The following is a 14,722-nucleotide window of genomic DNA, read 5'->3' as shown; positions in this document are numbered from 1 at the left end:
GGAGGGTGGAGGGGTGCCCAAGGTGACCTCGGTGATCGTCCCCTATCCCGCCTATCTGCGGGTCTACGAACCACTGGCCGCCTTCCCCCGCGAGGAGCGCGCCCACTGGGAGCGTTACGCGGCCCGCCCGGGACGGCCCACCTGCCAGGACGAACTGCGGCGTTCCCTCGCCGACCTGCTGGCCACCCCGCCGTCGCCGGTGCCGGTCCACGAGAGCGGGGACGCGTTCGTCACCGAGGTGGACGGCGTGGTGTGCGTGTGCCCCTGGCGCACCCGGCTGCGCGGGTGGCAGGCGCTGCGGGACTTCGGGACGGACCTTCCGCCGACCGTCCTGGACGCCGTGCTGCCGCCGGTGGTGCGCGAGGAGGCCGCCCGGGACTACGAGCGGTGGCTGGTCCGCCATCCGGACGCCAGGCCCTGGATCCGCAGCGCCACCTGGCACGTCCCGGGCCACTGGTTCGTGCTGGTCGCCGACGAGGAACGGGAGTGGCGGCCCGGCACGGGCGGCGGGCCGCCGGTGCTCCGCTACCGGACCCGGATGGTCGACGCGCGCCGGCGCCTGGCGCGCGGCCTGCGCACGGTGCGCGAGTCGGTGGGCGAGGGCCCGGTGACCGAGGCGCTGGTCGGGGTGGGCCGGTGGCTTGAGGAGTTCCACCCGCGCTCCCTGGTGGAGCTGGACTACGGAGGGCTGGTGCACGCCCTCCCGGCCGGCGACCTCGCCGAGGACCACTCGGCCGCGGACGCGGCCGAGGCCCTGGCGGCGCTGCGCGACGGCGACGGGGAGGCGGCCGGCGAGGCGTACGAGCGCCTGGTGGACCGGTGGCGGGCGGTCCGGCAGCGCGGGCTGGCCAGCTGACGCCCGGCGCGCACGGTGTGAGCCCCGCGGCGCACGGTGGTGAGCCCCGGAGCGTGGCGGACCCGTATGCACGCCCGTCACGAAACGGACACACGTCCCTAAGCGTGACGGAGTGCACGTACCCGGCCCTTGCGTATCTTGCCACCCCTCATGCCAAAATAGGACAAGGAGTCCGGGGAGGGCTCCTGCTGTCCGCCTGGGCGGGCATCGGTGCTGGACGCCTGGGGGGTCTGATGGCCTCTGTGGACTCTGTGACTGATCGTCACAGTGGAGTGACTGTCCGTTATGGCACGGTCCATCGGCTTCCGTCGCTGATGAACACCTGGGAGGGCAATTCCATCGGTTTGGCCGACGCGGCTGGACAGATGGTGTAGTTGTAGTGCCGAGGACAAGCCGTTCGTCCTATAACCGACTCGACCCGCGTCCGCCATTTCGGGCAACGCGGGTCAAGGTGCAGAATTTAGAGGAAAGAACCGAGAACGTCGGTTCTCCCGAGGAGGCCGCTCATGACCGCTCGCACCCCTGATGCCGAGCCGCTGCTGACCCCGGCTGAGGTCGCCACCATGTTCCGCGTCGACCCCAAGACGGTGACGCGGTGGGCGAAGGCCGGCAAGCTCACGTCGATCCGCACGCTCGGCGGGCACCGGCGCTACCGCGAGGCCGAGGTCCGCGCACTGCTGGCGGGCATCCCCCAGCAGCGTAGCGAGGCCTGACAGCCATTGATTCGAAGGCCCGTGGCGATCACGGTGCCCACAATTGAATAGCAGGACGCGCGAAGCGGTCCCCCAGCCGCCGAGACGTCCGTCACTCAGCTCCACACGACGCCGGTCCTGCCCCAACAGGACCTCGTCCAGGGCCTCCGGGCCCCTCGGACACCCCCTTGCACGTTGACGCGTCGTCGATCGCGCTGGACTCCGCCGGGTCCAGCGCGATCTTTTTTTGCCCTCACGACGACGGCTGAAGGCCTCTCCAGGGCCCCTTCGCGGGACCTCCGGCGGATCTCCACCCCCCGCGCGTCCGCGCAGATCAGGGCGGCGGTCAGGGCGTCGGGCGGAGTCCGGCGCGGGCCCGGAGGGAGAGTGCAATTGCACATATAAAATTGACATGATGTAAGCAGGGGTTAACTACGCCCCTTTGAAAAACTGATGAGGTGACACCTTTCACACCGACGACGGCTTGTTGCCGGTGCGACACGTGCGCTATTGGGTGGGACAGGGGCATATGCCGCCGTCGGCGCCCGTCGGTGCGGCGGGCTCCCCGCGCACCTCGTGGCGCCGGAGCGCGGGGCCTCTGGAGGGCGCGTCAGGCCCCGCTGGGCGCGCCGGGGCGCGGGAGGGTCGGAGAGGTCTTTCCGGGGCCGTGGTCGGTTTCTGACGCCCTTTCGGGGGCGTCCTCCCGGACCCGGATGCCCCGCCGGGCCCTCCCCACACCCGCTCTCCGGTCGGCCCCTGGCGCGGCCGGCCCTCGGGGCCTTAGCGGGGCTCGGCCGTCTCCCGTTCGGGGGCGCACGACGAAGGCCCGCACCGATGAGGTGCGGGCCTTCTAAGAAGTGCGGTCCTGACGGGATTTGAACCCGCGGCCTCCACCTTGACAGGGTGGCGAGCACTCCAAACTGCTCCACAGGACCAGGTGCTTCACACCGTGGGTTTCCTGTTCGGTCCCCTGCGCTGTGCTGCGAGAAGGACTCTACAGGAGTACGGCCGCCTGGTCGAACTCACTGTGGGTCAGTGCCCCGTCACCCGTTCGGGGCAGCTCAGGGGGCCAGCCCGTCGATGGTCTTCACGATCCGCTTGTCCGAGACCGGATACGCCGTCCCCAGCGCGTGCGCGAAGTAGCTGACCCGCAGCTCCTCGATCATCCACCGGACCTCCCGCACCGCCCGCGGCACCGGGCGGCCCTGCGGCATCTGCTCCAGGAGCCAGGCGTACTCGTCCTGCATCTCGTGGACCTTCTCCATGCGGGTGGTGTCCCGCTGGACGTTGGAGGCCATCTGCTGCAGCCGCCGGTCGGCCGCCACCAGGTACCGCATCAGGTGCGGCAGCCGCGCGAGTCCGGCCTCGGTGACGAAGCCCGGCTTCACGAGGCCGTCCAACTGGCTCCGGACGTCCGTGAGGTTGGCCAGCAGGGCGGGGCTCCTCACCGACTTCAGCCGCCGCTCGCACGCCTGCCAGGCGGCCAGCACCTGCTGCACCTGGCCGACCGCGCGCACCGTGGTGTCCACGATCTCGGCCCGCACCTTGTCGTAGAGCTTCCGGTAGGACTCCTCGTCCCAGACCGGACCCCCGAAGTCCGCGATCAGCTTGTCCGCCGCCGCGAGCGCGCAGTCGTCGAACAACGCCTGCACGGAGCCGTGCGGGTTGGCCGACAGGGCCAGCTTCTGCGCGTTGGAGAGGCGGTCCAGCGCGAACTTCGCCGGGTTGACCGGGATGTTGCGCACGATCAGCCGCCGGGTGCCCCGCCACATGGCCTCGGCCTGCTCGGCCTCGCTGTCGAACAGCCGCACCGAGACCGTGTCGCCGTCGTCCACCAGCGCGGGGAAGGCCTTCACCGGCTGGCCGGCCCGCTTGGTCTCGAAGACCCGGACCAGCGTGCCGATCGTCCAGTCCGTCAGGCCCGTCCGCTCCAGCGAAGGACCGCCCGAGCGTTCGGCGGTGGCCGCGGCGGCCTTGGAGAGGGCCTGGCGGGCCTTGGGGCGCAGCCGCAGCTTCAGCGCCTCGAGGTCCTTGTCCTCGGCCAGCTTGCGCCGCCGTTCGTCGACGATCCGGAACGTCACCTTGAGGTGGTCCGGCACCTTCGACCGGTCGAAGTCGTCGGGCTCCAGGCGCACGCCCACCATGCGGTGCAGCTCCCGCGCCATGGCCACGTCCAGCGGCTCCTGGCCCGGCACCGCCACGCCGAGGAACCGCTGCGCGAAGTTGGGCGCCGGGACGTAGTTGCGGCGGATCGGCTTGGGGAGCGAGCGGATCATCTCGGTGACCAGTTCCTCGCGCAGGCCGGGGATCTGCCAGTCGAAGCCCTCGTCGGTCACCTGGTTGAGCACCTGCAGCGGGATGTGCACGGTGACGCCGTCCGCGTCCGCGCCGGGCTCGAACTGGTAGGTGACGCGGAACTTCAGCCGGCCCTGCCGCCAGGAGTCCGGGTAGTCGTCCTTGGTGACCTGGCCGGCCTTCTCGTTGATGAGCATGGACCGCTCGAAGTCGAGCAGGTCCGGCTCCTCATGGCGCTTGTGCTTCCACCACGAGTCGAAGTGCGCGCCGGAGACGACGTGCTCGGGGATCCGCTGGTCGTAGAAGTCGTAGAGGGTCTCGTCGTCGACCAGGATGTCCCGGCGGCGGGCCCGGTGCTCGAGCTCCTCGACCTCGGTGAGCAGCTTGCGGTTGTCCGCGTAGAACTTGTGGTGGGTGCGCCAGTCGCCCTCCACCAGGGCGTTGCGGATGAAGAGTTCGCGGGAGACCTCGGGGTCGATGCGCCCGTAGTTCACCTTCCGCTGGGCGACGATCGGGACGCCGTAGAGCGTCACCTTCTCGTACGCCATCACCGCGGCCTGGTCCTTCTCCCAGTGCGGCTCGCTGTAGGTCCGCTTGAGCAGGTGGCCGGCGAGCGGCTCCACCCACTCCGGCTCGATCTTCGCGTTGACCCGCGCCCACAGGCGGGAGGTCTCCACCAGTTCGGCCGACATCACGAACCTCGGCGGCTTCCGGAAGAGCGCCGAGCCGGGGAAGATCGCGAACTTGGCGTTGCGCGCGCCGAGGTACTCGTTCCTCGTGGCGCCCTTCCCGGACTCCTTGGTGGTCCCGGAGTCCTTCACGTCCTTCATGCCGATGTGCGAGAGCAGACCGGCCAGCAGCGAGACGTGGACGGACTGTTCGGGGGCGTCCTCCTCGTTGAGGCGTATCCCCATCTGCTGGGCCACCGAACGGAGCTGGCTGTAGATGTCCTGCCACTCGCGGATCCGCAGGAAGTTCAGGTACTCCTGCTTGCACATCCGGCGGAACGCGGACGAGCCGCGCTCCTTCTGCTGCTCGCGGACGTAGCGCCACAGGTTGAGGAAGGCCAGGAAGTCGCTGGACTCGTCCTTGAACCGGGCGTGCTGCTGGTCGGCCTGTGCCTGCTTGTCGGCGGGCCGCTCGCGCGGGTCCTGGATGGAGAGGGCGGAGGCGATCACCATGACCTCGCGGACACAGCCGTTGCGGTCGGCCTCCAGCACCATCCGCGCCAGCCGCGGGTCCACCGGCAGCTGGGCGAGCTTGCGGCCCGTGTCGGTGAGGCGCTTGCGCGGGTCCTTCTCCGCCGGGTCCAGCGCGCCGAGCTCCTGCAGCAGCTGGACGCCGTCACGGATGTTGCGGTGGTCCGGCGGATCGATGAAGGGGAACTTCTCGATGTCGCCCAGGCCGGCGGCGGTCATCTGCAGGATGACCGAGGCCAGGTTGGTGCGCAGGATCTCCGCGTCGGTGAACTCCGGGCGCGCCTCGAAGTCGTCCTCGGAGTAGAGGCGGATGCAGATGCCGTCGCTGGTGCGGCCGCAGCGGCCCTTGCGCTGGTTGGCGCTGGCCTGGGAGACCGGTTCGATCGGCAGCCGCTGCACCTTGGTGCGGTGGCTGTAGCGGGAGATCCGGGCGAAGCCGGGGTCGATCACGTACTTGATGCCCGGCACCGTCAGCGAGGTCTCGGCCACGTTGGTGGCCAGCACGATCCGGCGGCCGGAGTGCTGCTGGAAGACCCGGTGCTGCTCGGCGTGGGAGAGCCGGGCGTAGAGCGGCAGGATCTGGGTGGACCGGTACCGCTTCTTGGTGAGCGCGTCCGCGGTGTCGCGGATCTCCCGCTCGCCGGAGAGGAAGACCAGGATGTCGCCCGGTCCCTCCGCCATCAGTTCCTCGCAGGCGTCGGTGATCGCGGTGATCTGGTCGCGGTCCGTCTCCTGGGAGTCCTCCTCCAGCAGCGGCCGGTAGCGGACCTCCACCGGGTAGGTGCGGCCGCTGACCTCGATGATCGGGGCGTCGCCGAAGTGCCGGGAGAACCGTTCCGGGTCGATGGTCGCCGAGGTGATGACGACCTTGAGGTCGGGGCGGCGGGGGAGCAGCTGGGCCAGGTAGCCCAGCAGGAAGTCGATGTTGAGGGACCGCTCGTGCGCCTCGTCGATGATGATCGTGTCGTAGGCGCGCAGATCGCGGTCGGTCTGGATCTCGGCCAGCAGGATGCCGTCCGTCATCAGCTTGACGTAGGTGTCCTGGCCGACCTGGTCGGTGAACCGGACCTTCCAGCCGACGGCCTCGCCCAGCGGGGTGTTCAGCTCCTCGGCCACGCGCTCGGCCACCGTGCGGGCGGCGATGCGGCGGGGCTGGGTGTGGCCGATCATCCCGCGGACGCCGCGGCCCAGCTCCATGCAGATCTTGGGGATCTGCGTCGTCTTGCCGGAGCCGGTCTCACCCGCGACGATCACGACCTGGTGGTCGCGGATCGCCTCGGCGATGTCGTCCTTCTTCTGGCTGACCGGGAGGGCCTGCGGATAGGTGATGGCCGGCACCCGGGAGGCCCGCTCGGCCAGCCTGGCCTCGGCCTTCTCCACCTCCGCCGCGATCTCGGCGAGCACGGCGGCCCGGGCCTCGGGCTTGCGGATCCTGCGGGCGCCTTCGAGTCGCCGCCCCAGCCGGTGAGCCTCCCGCAGGGAGAGCTGGGCCAGGCGGTGGGCGATGTCGCCGAAGGCGGGCGCGGCGGGGGCGGAGGCAGGCTGCGTAGACATACGCATTCCAGGATCGCACCTTCCCGAACGGGGTGGCGAGCGCATTAACCGGGGGCGGTGCCCCGGCCTGAGCGAGGACGGCACAGCGGAAGACCCCCTTCGGTAACCGAAGGGGGTCTTCCTGGCGGTGGCTGGGCCCGGGGTCGAACCGGGGACCTTCCGCTTTTCAGGCGGACGCTCGTACCAGCTGAGCTACCCAGCCACGAGGTTTCAGGTGAAACCTCAGCGGTCCTGACGGGATTTGAACCCGCGGCCTCCACCTTGACAGGGTGGCGAGCACTCCAAACTGCTCCACAGGACCTAGCTTTGTGCGCGTCTTGCGTTAACAGTGTCGCACACGATCTTGCGTGCCCCCAACGGGATTCGAACCCGTGCTACCGCCTTGAAAGGGCGGCGTCCTAGGCCGCTAGACGATGAGGGCTATACGGCCCGCCTGGGCGCTTCTCAGCGCGTCGGGGACGTGAGAAGCATAGGTGATGCCGGGGGGTATCGCCAAAACGTTCAGCGGTCGCCACCGGACCGCCGTGGCGAAGCCTCCGCGGTGGACGGAACCGAGGGTGATCCGGAGCCGGAACCGGAGGGCGCGGGAGAGGCCCCGCCCGGCTGGTTCTCCTTCACCAGGTGGCGGCTCACCTCGGCGGTCGTGAGGCCGAGGCCGCCCAGCCGGATCTCGTCCCAGGCCTGCAGCCGGCGGCTGTCCCGGTCGAAGTAGAGGACCGAGGTCTCGATCGGATCCGGCTTCTTCCCCTCCAGCGCCCGCAGTCCACCGCCGCCGGTGGACCCCTCGGTGCGCAGCCGGGTGCCCAGCTCCATCAGCCAGGTCCGCTGCTTGTGGATGTGCCCGGACAGCGCCAGCGGGACCACGCCGTCCACCTTCCGCGCCGCCTGCGGGTCGTGGACGACGGCGACGTCCACCGGCTTCCCGGCGCGCCGGTGGTCGCGGATCTCCGCGGCCAGTTGCACCCCGGCCCGTTCCGCGGCGGCCTTCCCGCCCTGCGGCTTGCTCCGGTCGGGTGTGAACTGCGGGTCGCCGATGCCCGCGAACCGCAGCCCGGCCACGTCGACCGCCCGGCCCTCGTCCAGCACGTGCACGCCGTCCAGGCCGGAGAGGTACGTCTGCGTGTCCCGGGAGTCGTGGTTGCCGCGCACCCATATGTAGGGCGCGCCCAGGTCCGCGACCGGGTCCAGGAAGCGGTTCTCGGCCTTGGTGCCGTGGTCCATGGTGTCGCCGGAGTCGACGATGACGTCGATCTCGTACTGGTCGACCAGGGAGGCGATGATCTCCCAGCTCGCCGGGTTGAGGTGGATGTCCGAGACGTGCAGGACCCGGATGGTGGTCGGGTCGGGCTGGTAGGCCGGGAGGGTGCTGGTGGCGTCGTAGAGCTTGGTGACGTTGGTGACCAGGCGGGCCAGTTCCTGCTGGTAGACGTCGAAGTCGGAGACGATGCTGCGCGCGTTGCCCACCACCGAGGGCGCGGAGGAGAGCAGGCCGGAGAACCGGGGCTCGAGCACCGAGTTGGGGTTCCAGGTGGCCCAGGCGGTGGCCCCGGAGGTGGCGAGCAGCGCGAGGGCGAGGCCGCCGGCGGCCAGGGCGCGGCGCGGGCGGCGGTAGACGATCAGTCCCAGCGCCGTCGCGCCCACCACCACGGCGGCGCCCGAGCGGACCGCGAGGGTGAGGATGCCGTCGCCGACATCCTCGGCGATGGCGTCCTGGAGGCCGGAGATGCGCTCGGGGTGGTCGACCAGGTCGCGCGAGCGTTCCGCGTCCAGCTGGTCGACGTCGACCCGCAGCCGGAAGGGCGCGGTGTGGGTGTCCAGGGACAGCGCGCCCAGCGGCGGGATGCGGATCTCGGTGCCGCCGTCCACCGAGGGGTGCAGGCCCATGGTGGTGTTCACCGGCCCGACCGGGGCCCGGACCACGCCCACGGTCAGCAGGCCCAGCCAGGCGCCGCCCACCACCACCGCGACCAGCCCGGCGGCCCGCGCCAGGGGGTGCGCGCGGCGGCCCGGCTCGGGCCGGACGCCCGGGGCGGACCTCCTCCGCAGAAGGGTGCGTATGCGATGCGGCACGGTGGGCGGTCGGGCGTCGGAGCGGGCCATTGGGACCGTATGCCCAGGTCTGCGACCGGATACGCGGCTCGGGGAAGTGGCGCCGGAGGCGACCGGGCGGGTGTGCGGGCGGACGTTGTGGCACAGAATGGCGGTGTGCTGGAGATGACGCGCGAGGAGTTCGAGGAAACGGTGGCGGAGGCGCTCGACCGGATCCCGCCCGAGCTGACACGGCTGATGGACAACGTCGCCGTGTTCGTCGAGGACGAGCCGCCGGCGGACGACCCGGACCTGCTGGGGCTGTACGAGGGGACGCCGCTCACCGAACGGGGCGAGTGGTACGCGGGGGTGCTGCCGGACCGGATCACCATCTACCGGAACCCGACCCTGCGGCTCTGCGACACCCGCGAGGACGCGGTCGCCGAGACGGAGGTGACGGTCGTTCACGAGATCGCCCACCACTTCGGCATCGACGACGAGCGCCTGCACGACCTCGGCTACGGCTGAGCCCCGACGCGCCGACGCCCCGACGCCCCGACGCGCCGACGCCCGGCGCCTTGATGCCCCGGCGCCCTGACGCCCGGCGCTCTTGACGCCCGGCCCGGCGCGGGGCGGCGGGTGGTGGTGATTGCGCGGCGCGTGGGCGTGTCCTCCTGCGCCCGGCGGGAGTTGGGCAGGGTGACTCTCCCCCCGCCCTCGGAGGTGGCTCCCGTGCGCCGTGTGTACGTCCCCGTTCGTATTGCCGCCGCGGTCGTCGCCGTCTCCGCCCTGGCGACCGGCTGCGTGGACCTGCCGGGCGGGGACGGCGACCGGGCCCGGCCGTCGCGGTCCTCGGGCAGCGGTGGTGCCGAGGACGGCGGGGCGGGGCCCGGAGCCCCCGGCGGCGGCGCCTTCGACCCCCGGGTGACCGGCGAGGGCGCCCGCCCGGAGACCGGCGGCTCGCGGCGGCCCGGCAGGCCCGGCAAGGACGAGCGGCGTCCGTCGGACCGCAAGGAGGGCGAGCGCCCCGGGGAGGCCGAGGATCCGGTGGACGCGGACCCGGGCGACGTCGAGGAGCCGGGCGAGCCGGCCCCCGCCGAGCCCGGCGAGCCCGCGCCCGAGCCGCCCACCCAGGAACCGAGCCCGGTGCAGCCGCAGCCCTCCCCGCCCCCGCCGTCGCCGGACCCCACGCCGGTCCAGCCCTCCTCCGCGCTGCCCCCGTCGCAGCCCTCCGCGGCCGGAGCCCCGGTGGCCGTGTAGCAGGGCCCGGAGTGTGGCGTGGCTCGCGTTCGCCGTTCTCGTTTGCGCGGAAGGGCGTGAGGTGCGTATGGTGGTAGATCGTTTGATCCCATTTGCCCGGCGCAGCGAAAAAGAGCGCGCCGTGTGGCGCGTTCTCTCCCTTGCCGTGGCTGACCGCATCGAGGCGGTTCCTCGCGAAACACGGAGTTGACGGGCGCGTGCCGACGAGACTCCGGAAGGTTTCGCATAAGCATGTCCATTTCCAGTACTGATCAGTTCGTCGTCTCCGAGAACGAGACGGCCGCCGAGCTCGGCGGGCACGACGAGAACGCCGACGCCGTCCTGGTTCAGGACGCCGTCGAGGCCCCCGAGGCAGCGGACCACGCCGAGGAGCAGGCCCCCGAGGAGACGGGGCCGAGCTTCGCCGACCTCGGTCTGCCCGAGGGCGTCGTGCGCAAGCTCGCGCAGAACGGCGTGACCAAGCCCTTCCCGATCCAGGCCGCGACCATCCCGGACGCCCTGGCCGGCAAGGACATCCTGGGCCGCGGCCGCACCGGCTCCGGCAAGACCCTCTCCTTCGGTCTGCCGACCCTGGCCCGCCTGGCCGGCGGCCGCACCGAGAAGAAGCGCCCGCGCGCCGTCATCCTCACCCCGACCCGTGAGCTGGCCATGCAGGTCGCCGACGCCCTGCAGCCCTACGGCGACGTGCTCGGCCTCAAGATGAAGGTCGTCTGCGGCGGCACCTCGATGGGCAACCAGATCTACGCCCTGGAGCGCGGCGTCGACATCCTCGTCGCCACCCCGGGCCGTCTGCGCGACATCATCGGCCGCGGCGCCTGCTCGCTCGGCGACGTCGAGGTCGCGGTCCTCGACGAGGCCGACCAGATGTCCGACCTGGGCTTCATGCCCGAGGTCACCGAGCTGCTCGACCAGATCCCGGCCGGCGGCCAGCGGATGCTTTTCTCCGCCACCATGGAGAACGAGATCAAGACCCTGGTCGACCGCTACCTGGAGAACCCGGTCAGCCACGAGGTCGACGCCGCCCAGGGCGCCGTCACCACGATGTCGCACCACATCCTGATCGTGAAGCCGAAGGACAAGGCTCCGGTCACCGCGGCGATCGCCTCCCGCAAGGGCCGCACCATCATCTTCGTCCGCACCCAGCTGGGCGCCGACCGCATCGCCGAGCAGCTGCGCGACGCCGGTGTGAAGGCGGACGCCCTGCACGGCGGCATGACCCAGGGCGCGCGCACCCGAACCCTGGCCGACTTCAAGGACGGTTACGTCAACGTCCTGGTCGCCACCGACGTCGCCGCCCGCGGCATCCACGTCGACGGCATCGACCTGGTCCTCAACGTGGACCCGGCCGGCGACCACAAGGACTACCTGCACCGTGCCGGCCGCACCGCCCGTGCCGGCCGCACCGGCACCGTGGTCTCGCTGTCGCTGCCGCACCAGCGCCGCCAGATCTTCCGGCTGATGGAGGACGCGGGCATCGACGCCTCGCGTCACATCATCCAGAGCGGTACCGCCTTCGAGCCCGAGGTCGCCGAGATCACCGGCGCCCGCTCGATGACCGAGCTGCAGGCCGAGTCGGTGGCCGGCGCCGCCGTCCAGGCCGAGCGTGAGGTCGCCCAGCTCACCAAGGAGCTGGAGCGCCTGCAGCGCCGCGCCGCCGAGCTGCGCGAGGAGGCCGACCGCCTCACCGCGCGAGCCGCCCGCGAGCGCGGGGACGACCCGGAGACCGCGCTGGCCGAGGCCGCCGTCGTCCGTGAGGCCGCGGAGGCCGCCGAGGCCGCCGCCGTCTCCGTGCCGGAGCAGCCGAGCGCCCAGCAGGTCGACCGCACCGAGCGCGAGGACCGCCCGCAGCGCCGTGACGACCGCGGCGAGCGTCGTGACGACCGTCCGTTCAACCGCGACCGCCGCGACGACCGCAGCGAGCGTCCGTTCAACCGTGACGACCGCGGTGGCCGTTCCTTCGAGCGTCGTGACGACCGCGGTGGCGACCGTGGCGGTTTCCGCCGCGACGACCGCGGTGACCGTGGCGGCCGTTCCTTCGAGCGCCGCGACGACCGTCCGTTCAACCGCGACCGCCGCGACGACCGCAGCGAGCGTCCGTTCAACCGTGACGACCGCGGTGGCCGTTCCTTCGAGCGCCGTGACGACCGCGGCGGTGACCGTGGCGGCCGTCCGTTCGAGCGTCGTGACGACCGTGGCGGCTTCCGCGGCAACGACCGGGGTGACCGTCCGTTCAACCGCGACGACCGCGGTGGCGACCGTGGTGGCCGTTCCTTCGAGCGTCGTGACGACCGTGGCGGCTTCCGCGGCAACGACCGGGGTGACCGTCCGTTCAACCGCGACGACCGTGGCGGCGACCGTGGTGGCCGTTCCTTCGAGCGTCGTGACGACCGTGGCGGCTTCCGCAGCAACGACCGTCCGTTCAACCGCGACCGCCGCGACGACCGCCCGGGCTTCCGCTCCGGCGGCGCCTCGGACCGCCCGTTCGGCCGCCGCGACGACCGTCGTGACGACCACCGCGGTGGCTCCTTCGGCCGCCGGGACGAGAAGCCGCGCTGGAAGCGCAACGGCTGACACGCCCGCGCACACCGCCTGTGAGGGCCCGCACGACTCGGTCGTGCGGGCCCTCCGCGCTTCCCGCGCGCCGTCGGCCCCGGATACCCGCTCGGACGGGAGGCCCCCTCCCGCTATGCTCGGGGAAGCAACATCACCCTGGGCCCTTAGCTCAATTGGCAGAGCAGTGGACTTTTAATCCATTGGTTGTGGGTTCGAGTCCCACAGGGCCTACTTCTGACGCGGCGCATGCGCCCGGCCGACCCCGGCCGGAGCATGCGCCGCTTCACGTCCCGGAGCCGCCCCATGCCGCACCCCTACGTCCTGCTCTCCGCCGCCGTCTCGCTCGACGGCTGCCTCGACGACACCGGCCCGGAGCGGCTGCTGCTCTCCGGCCCGCAGGACTTCGACCGGGTCGACGAGGTGCGGGCCGCGAGCGACGCGATCCTCATCGGGGCCGGCACCCTGCGTGCCGACGACCCGCGGCTGGTCGTCCGCTCACCCGAACGGCGGGCCGCGCGCACCGCCGCCGGGCTGCCGGAGTTCCCGCTCAAGGTGCTCGTCACCGGATCGGGTGAACTGGACCCGGCTGCACGCTTCTGGCGCACCGGCGGCCGCAAGGCCGTCTACACCACCGACGGGGGCGCATCGCGGGCGCAGGCGGCGCTGCGTGGCCAGAAGGACGTCGAAGTGGTCCCGGTGGGGCCGGAAGTCGACTGGCGGGCGGTCCTGGAGCACCTCCACGCCGCGTACCGGGTGCGACGGCTGATGGTGGAGGGAGGCGGCAGCGTCCACACCCAGCTGCTGCGGCTCGGTCTCGCCGACGAGCTCCAGCTGGTGCTGGCCCCGTTGCTGGTCGGCGAGCCGGGTGCGCCGCGGCTCTTCGGCCCGGGCGCCTACCCGCCGGGCCGGCTGCGGCTGGAGGAGACCCGGCCGGTGGGCGACGTGGTGCTCGCCCGCTACCGGCCGGTCGCCCCGGGCGCGGGTCCGCTCGCCTCGGCCGCGGACCGGTACTGGCTGGGCCTCGCCTGCGACCTCGCCCGGGAGTGCCCGCCGTCGCGCACCGCGTTCAGCGTGGGCGCCGTGGTGGTGGCCGAGGACGGGACCGAGCTGGCCCGCGGCCACTCCCGGGAGGGGGACGACCCCGTGGTGCACGCGGAGGAGGCGGCGCTGGCCAAGATCGACCGGGCCGACCCGCGGTTGCCCGGGGCCACCGTCTACAGCAGCCTGGAGCCCTGCGCCCGCCGTGCCTCCCGGCCCGCCCCGTGCGCACGACTGATCCTCGACGCGGGGGTGCGGCGGGTGGTCACCGCCTGGCGGGAGCCCGACACCTTCGTGGCGGCCGCGGACGGCAGCGGGGTGCTGGCGGCGGGCGGCGCCGAGGTGGTGCGACTGCCCGAGTACGAGGGGCGGGCCGTGGAGCCCAACCGCCACCTGCTCGGCGGGTCGGCGTGAACCGATTCGCTTTTCCCCGTCGCCATGTCGTACAGTGAAGACACAACGACGCGGGGTGGAGCAGCTCGGTAGCTCGCTGGGCTCATAACCCAGAGGTCGCAGGTTCAAATCCTGTCCCCGCTACTGAAAACTCAGGGCCGGAATCCTTCAGGGATTCCGGCCCTGAGTGTTTGCGACCGCAGTCGTCCTTCTTCTCCGGCTTCTCCGGCCTTCGCAGGCGCCCTCCAGTCCGCCTGCTCCGCCTGCCTCCGCCCTCATCCGCGCCGAGGTCAGCGGTCGCCGCTTCCGGCCCGGCGCGGGACGATGGATTCCATGCTGAGGCGAGGCGGACCGGTGGATCCGGACGTCGAGGAGGCCCTCGGGCCCGGCCGGCGCTGGATCCACTACGCCCGTCTGGTGCTGCGGGTGCTGCCCTTCCTGGCCCTGGGCCTCGGCCTCGCCTACGACAGTCTGACGCCGCGGGACGTGACCGCCGTACCGTTCTTCGCGGCCGCCCCGTTGATCGCCGCACCCCTCTACACCCTGCGCGCCACGGTGCTCATCGGGCTGCTGTCGACGGGCCTCACCCTGTACGTGCGGCTGACCCAGGACACGGACAACTCCGCCCTGCTGGCCACCGAGCTGTTCACCGTGGTCATCGTCTCGGTGCTGTCCTGCGTCTTGAACGTCGCGGTCCACCGGGTCGACCTGCGCCTCGCGTCGGCCCGGCAGATGGCCGAGGTGGCGATGCGGGCCGTGATGCCGCCTCCGCAGCGGCAGATCGGCGCCCTGCGGATCGCCTCCCGGTACCAGGCCGCCCTGCGCGAGGCCAACATCGGCGGCGACCTCTAAGC

Annotated in this window: 9 protein-coding genes and 6 tRNA genes; 9 read left to right on the top strand and 6 right to left on the bottom strand. The window is 71.9% G+C overall.

The window, feature by feature from the left end; all coding sequences use genetic code 11:
• Positions 1–13 precede the first annotated feature (13 nt).
• Together Sfr03f_RS24695 and bldC are read left to right on the top strand one after the other, a co-directional pair.
• On the top strand, positions 14–856 hold the full coding sequence (locus Sfr03f_RS24695) for a DUF8083 family protein (protein ID WP_108956257.1): 843 nt from the start codon (positions 14–16) through the stop codon (positions 854–856).
• 506 nt (positions 857–1,362) lie between these two features.
• Positions 1,363–1,569 (top strand): developmental transcriptional regulator BldC, encoded by a 207-nt coding sequence (gene bldC, locus Sfr03f_RS24690; RefSeq protein WP_003949541.1) that lies wholly within the window; start codon positions 1,363–1,365, stop codon positions 1,567–1,569.
• An 839-nt stretch (positions 1,570–2,408) separates the two neighbouring features.
• On the opposite strand, the gene Sfr03f_RS24685 is transcribed toward bldC, so the two are convergent.
• From Sfr03f_RS24685 to Sfr03f_RS24660, 6 genes are all read right to left on the bottom strand, one after another.
• A tRNA-Asp gene (locus tag Sfr03f_RS24685) sits at positions 2,409–2,483 on the bottom strand.
• A gap of 126 nt (positions 2,484–2,609) precedes the next feature.
• Positions 2,610–6,596, bottom strand: coding sequence for an ATP-dependent RNA helicase HrpA (gene hrpA / locus Sfr03f_RS24680; RefSeq protein WP_108956255.1), 3,987 nt, complete (start codon positions 6,594–6,596; stop codon positions 2,610–2,612).
• Positions 6,597–6,724: 128 nt separating this feature from the next.
• Positions 6,725–6,798 (bottom strand) — tRNA-Phe (locus Sfr03f_RS24675).
• A gap of 24 nt (positions 6,799–6,822) precedes the next feature.
• Positions 6,823–6,897, bottom strand: a tRNA-Asp gene (locus Sfr03f_RS24670).
• 47 nt (positions 6,898–6,944) lie between these two features.
• Positions 6,945–7,017, bottom strand: a tRNA-Glu gene (locus Sfr03f_RS24665).
• Between the two features lie 80 nt (positions 7,018–7,097).
• The gene (locus Sfr03f_RS24660) at positions 7,098–8,696 is read right to left on the bottom strand and encodes a metallophosphoesterase family protein (RefSeq protein WP_108956253.1); all 1,599 of its coding nucleotides are present in this window, start codon (positions 8,694–8,696) and stop codon (positions 7,098–7,100) included.
• 105 nt (positions 8,697–8,801) lie between these two features.
• On the opposite strand from Sfr03f_RS24660, the gene Sfr03f_RS24655 reads away from it, so the two are divergent.
• The 7 genes from Sfr03f_RS24655 to Sfr03f_RS31380 all read left to right on the top strand — a co-directional run bounded on the left by Sfr03f_RS24655 (position 8,802) and on the right by Sfr03f_RS31380 (position 14,720).
• The gene (locus tag Sfr03f_RS24655) at positions 8,802–9,152 is read left to right on the top strand and encodes a metallopeptidase family protein (RefSeq protein ID WP_108956251.1); all 351 of its coding nucleotides are present in this window, start codon (positions 8,802–8,804) and stop codon (positions 9,150–9,152) included.
• Between the two features lie 204 nt (positions 9,153–9,356).
• Positions 9,357–9,884 (top strand): hypothetical protein, encoded by a 528-nt coding sequence (locus Sfr03f_RS24650; RefSeq protein ID WP_108956249.1) that lies wholly within the window; start codon positions 9,357–9,359, stop codon positions 9,882–9,884.
• A 231-nt stretch (positions 9,885–10,115) separates the two neighbouring features.
• Entirely contained in the window at positions 10,116–12,455 is a 2,340-nt protein-coding gene (locus tag Sfr03f_RS24645) for a DEAD/DEAH box helicase (protein WP_108956248.1), read from the top strand.
• A gap of 140 nt (positions 12,456–12,595) precedes the next feature.
• Positions 12,596–12,668: transfer RNA gene (locus Sfr03f_RS24640), tRNA-Lys, on the top strand.
• A 72-nt stretch (positions 12,669–12,740) separates the two neighbouring features.
• Positions 12,741–13,889: a dihydrofolate reductase family protein gene (locus tag Sfr03f_RS24635; RefSeq protein WP_108956635.1), complete on the top strand. Its 1,149-nt coding sequence runs from the start codon at positions 12,741–12,743 to the stop codon at positions 13,887–13,889.
• A gap of 49 nt (positions 13,890–13,938) precedes the next feature.
• Positions 13,939–14,012 (top strand) — tRNA-Met (locus Sfr03f_RS24630).
• A 189-nt stretch (positions 14,013–14,201) separates the two neighbouring features.
• On the top strand, positions 14,202–14,720 hold the full coding sequence (locus Sfr03f_RS31380; RefSeq protein WP_245967737.1) for a hypothetical protein: 519 nt from the start codon (positions 14,202–14,204) through the stop codon (positions 14,718–14,720).
• Positions 14,721–14,722 lie beyond the last annotated feature (2 nt).

The sequence above is a fragment of the Streptomyces fragilis genome (assembly GCF_003112515.1).
GTDB classification, from domain to species: domain Bacteria; phylum Actinomycetota; class Actinomycetes; order Streptomycetales; family Streptomycetaceae; genus Streptomyces; species Streptomyces fragilis.
This window is presented reverse-complemented; position numbering and strand designations above follow the sequence as displayed.

Excerpts from the sequence above, each read along its gene's own strand:
- hrpA (WP_108956255.1), bottom strand. The coding sequence starts at position 6,596 with ATGTCTACGCAGCCTGCCTCCGCCCCCGCCGCGCCCGCCTTCGGCGAC.
- Sfr03f_RS31380 (WP_245967737.1), top strand. The coding sequence starts at position 14,202 with ATGCTGAGGCGAGGCGGACCGGTGGATCCGGACGTCGAGGAGGCCCTC.
- Sfr03f_RS24635 (WP_108956635.1), top strand. The coding sequence starts at position 12,741 with ATGCCGCACCCCTACGTCCTGCTCTCCGCCGCCGTCTCGCTCGACGGC.
- Sfr03f_RS24645 (WP_108956248.1), top strand. The coding sequence starts at position 10,116 with ATGTCCATTTCCAGTACTGATCAGTTCGTCGTCTCCGAGAACGAGACG.
- bldC (WP_003949541.1), top strand. The coding sequence starts at position 1,363 with ATGACCGCTCGCACCCCTGATGCCGAGCCGCTGCTGACCCCGGCTGAG.
- Sfr03f_RS24660 (WP_108956253.1), bottom strand. The coding sequence starts at position 8,696 with ATGGCCCGCTCCGACGCCCGACCGCCCACCGTGCCGCATCGCATACGC.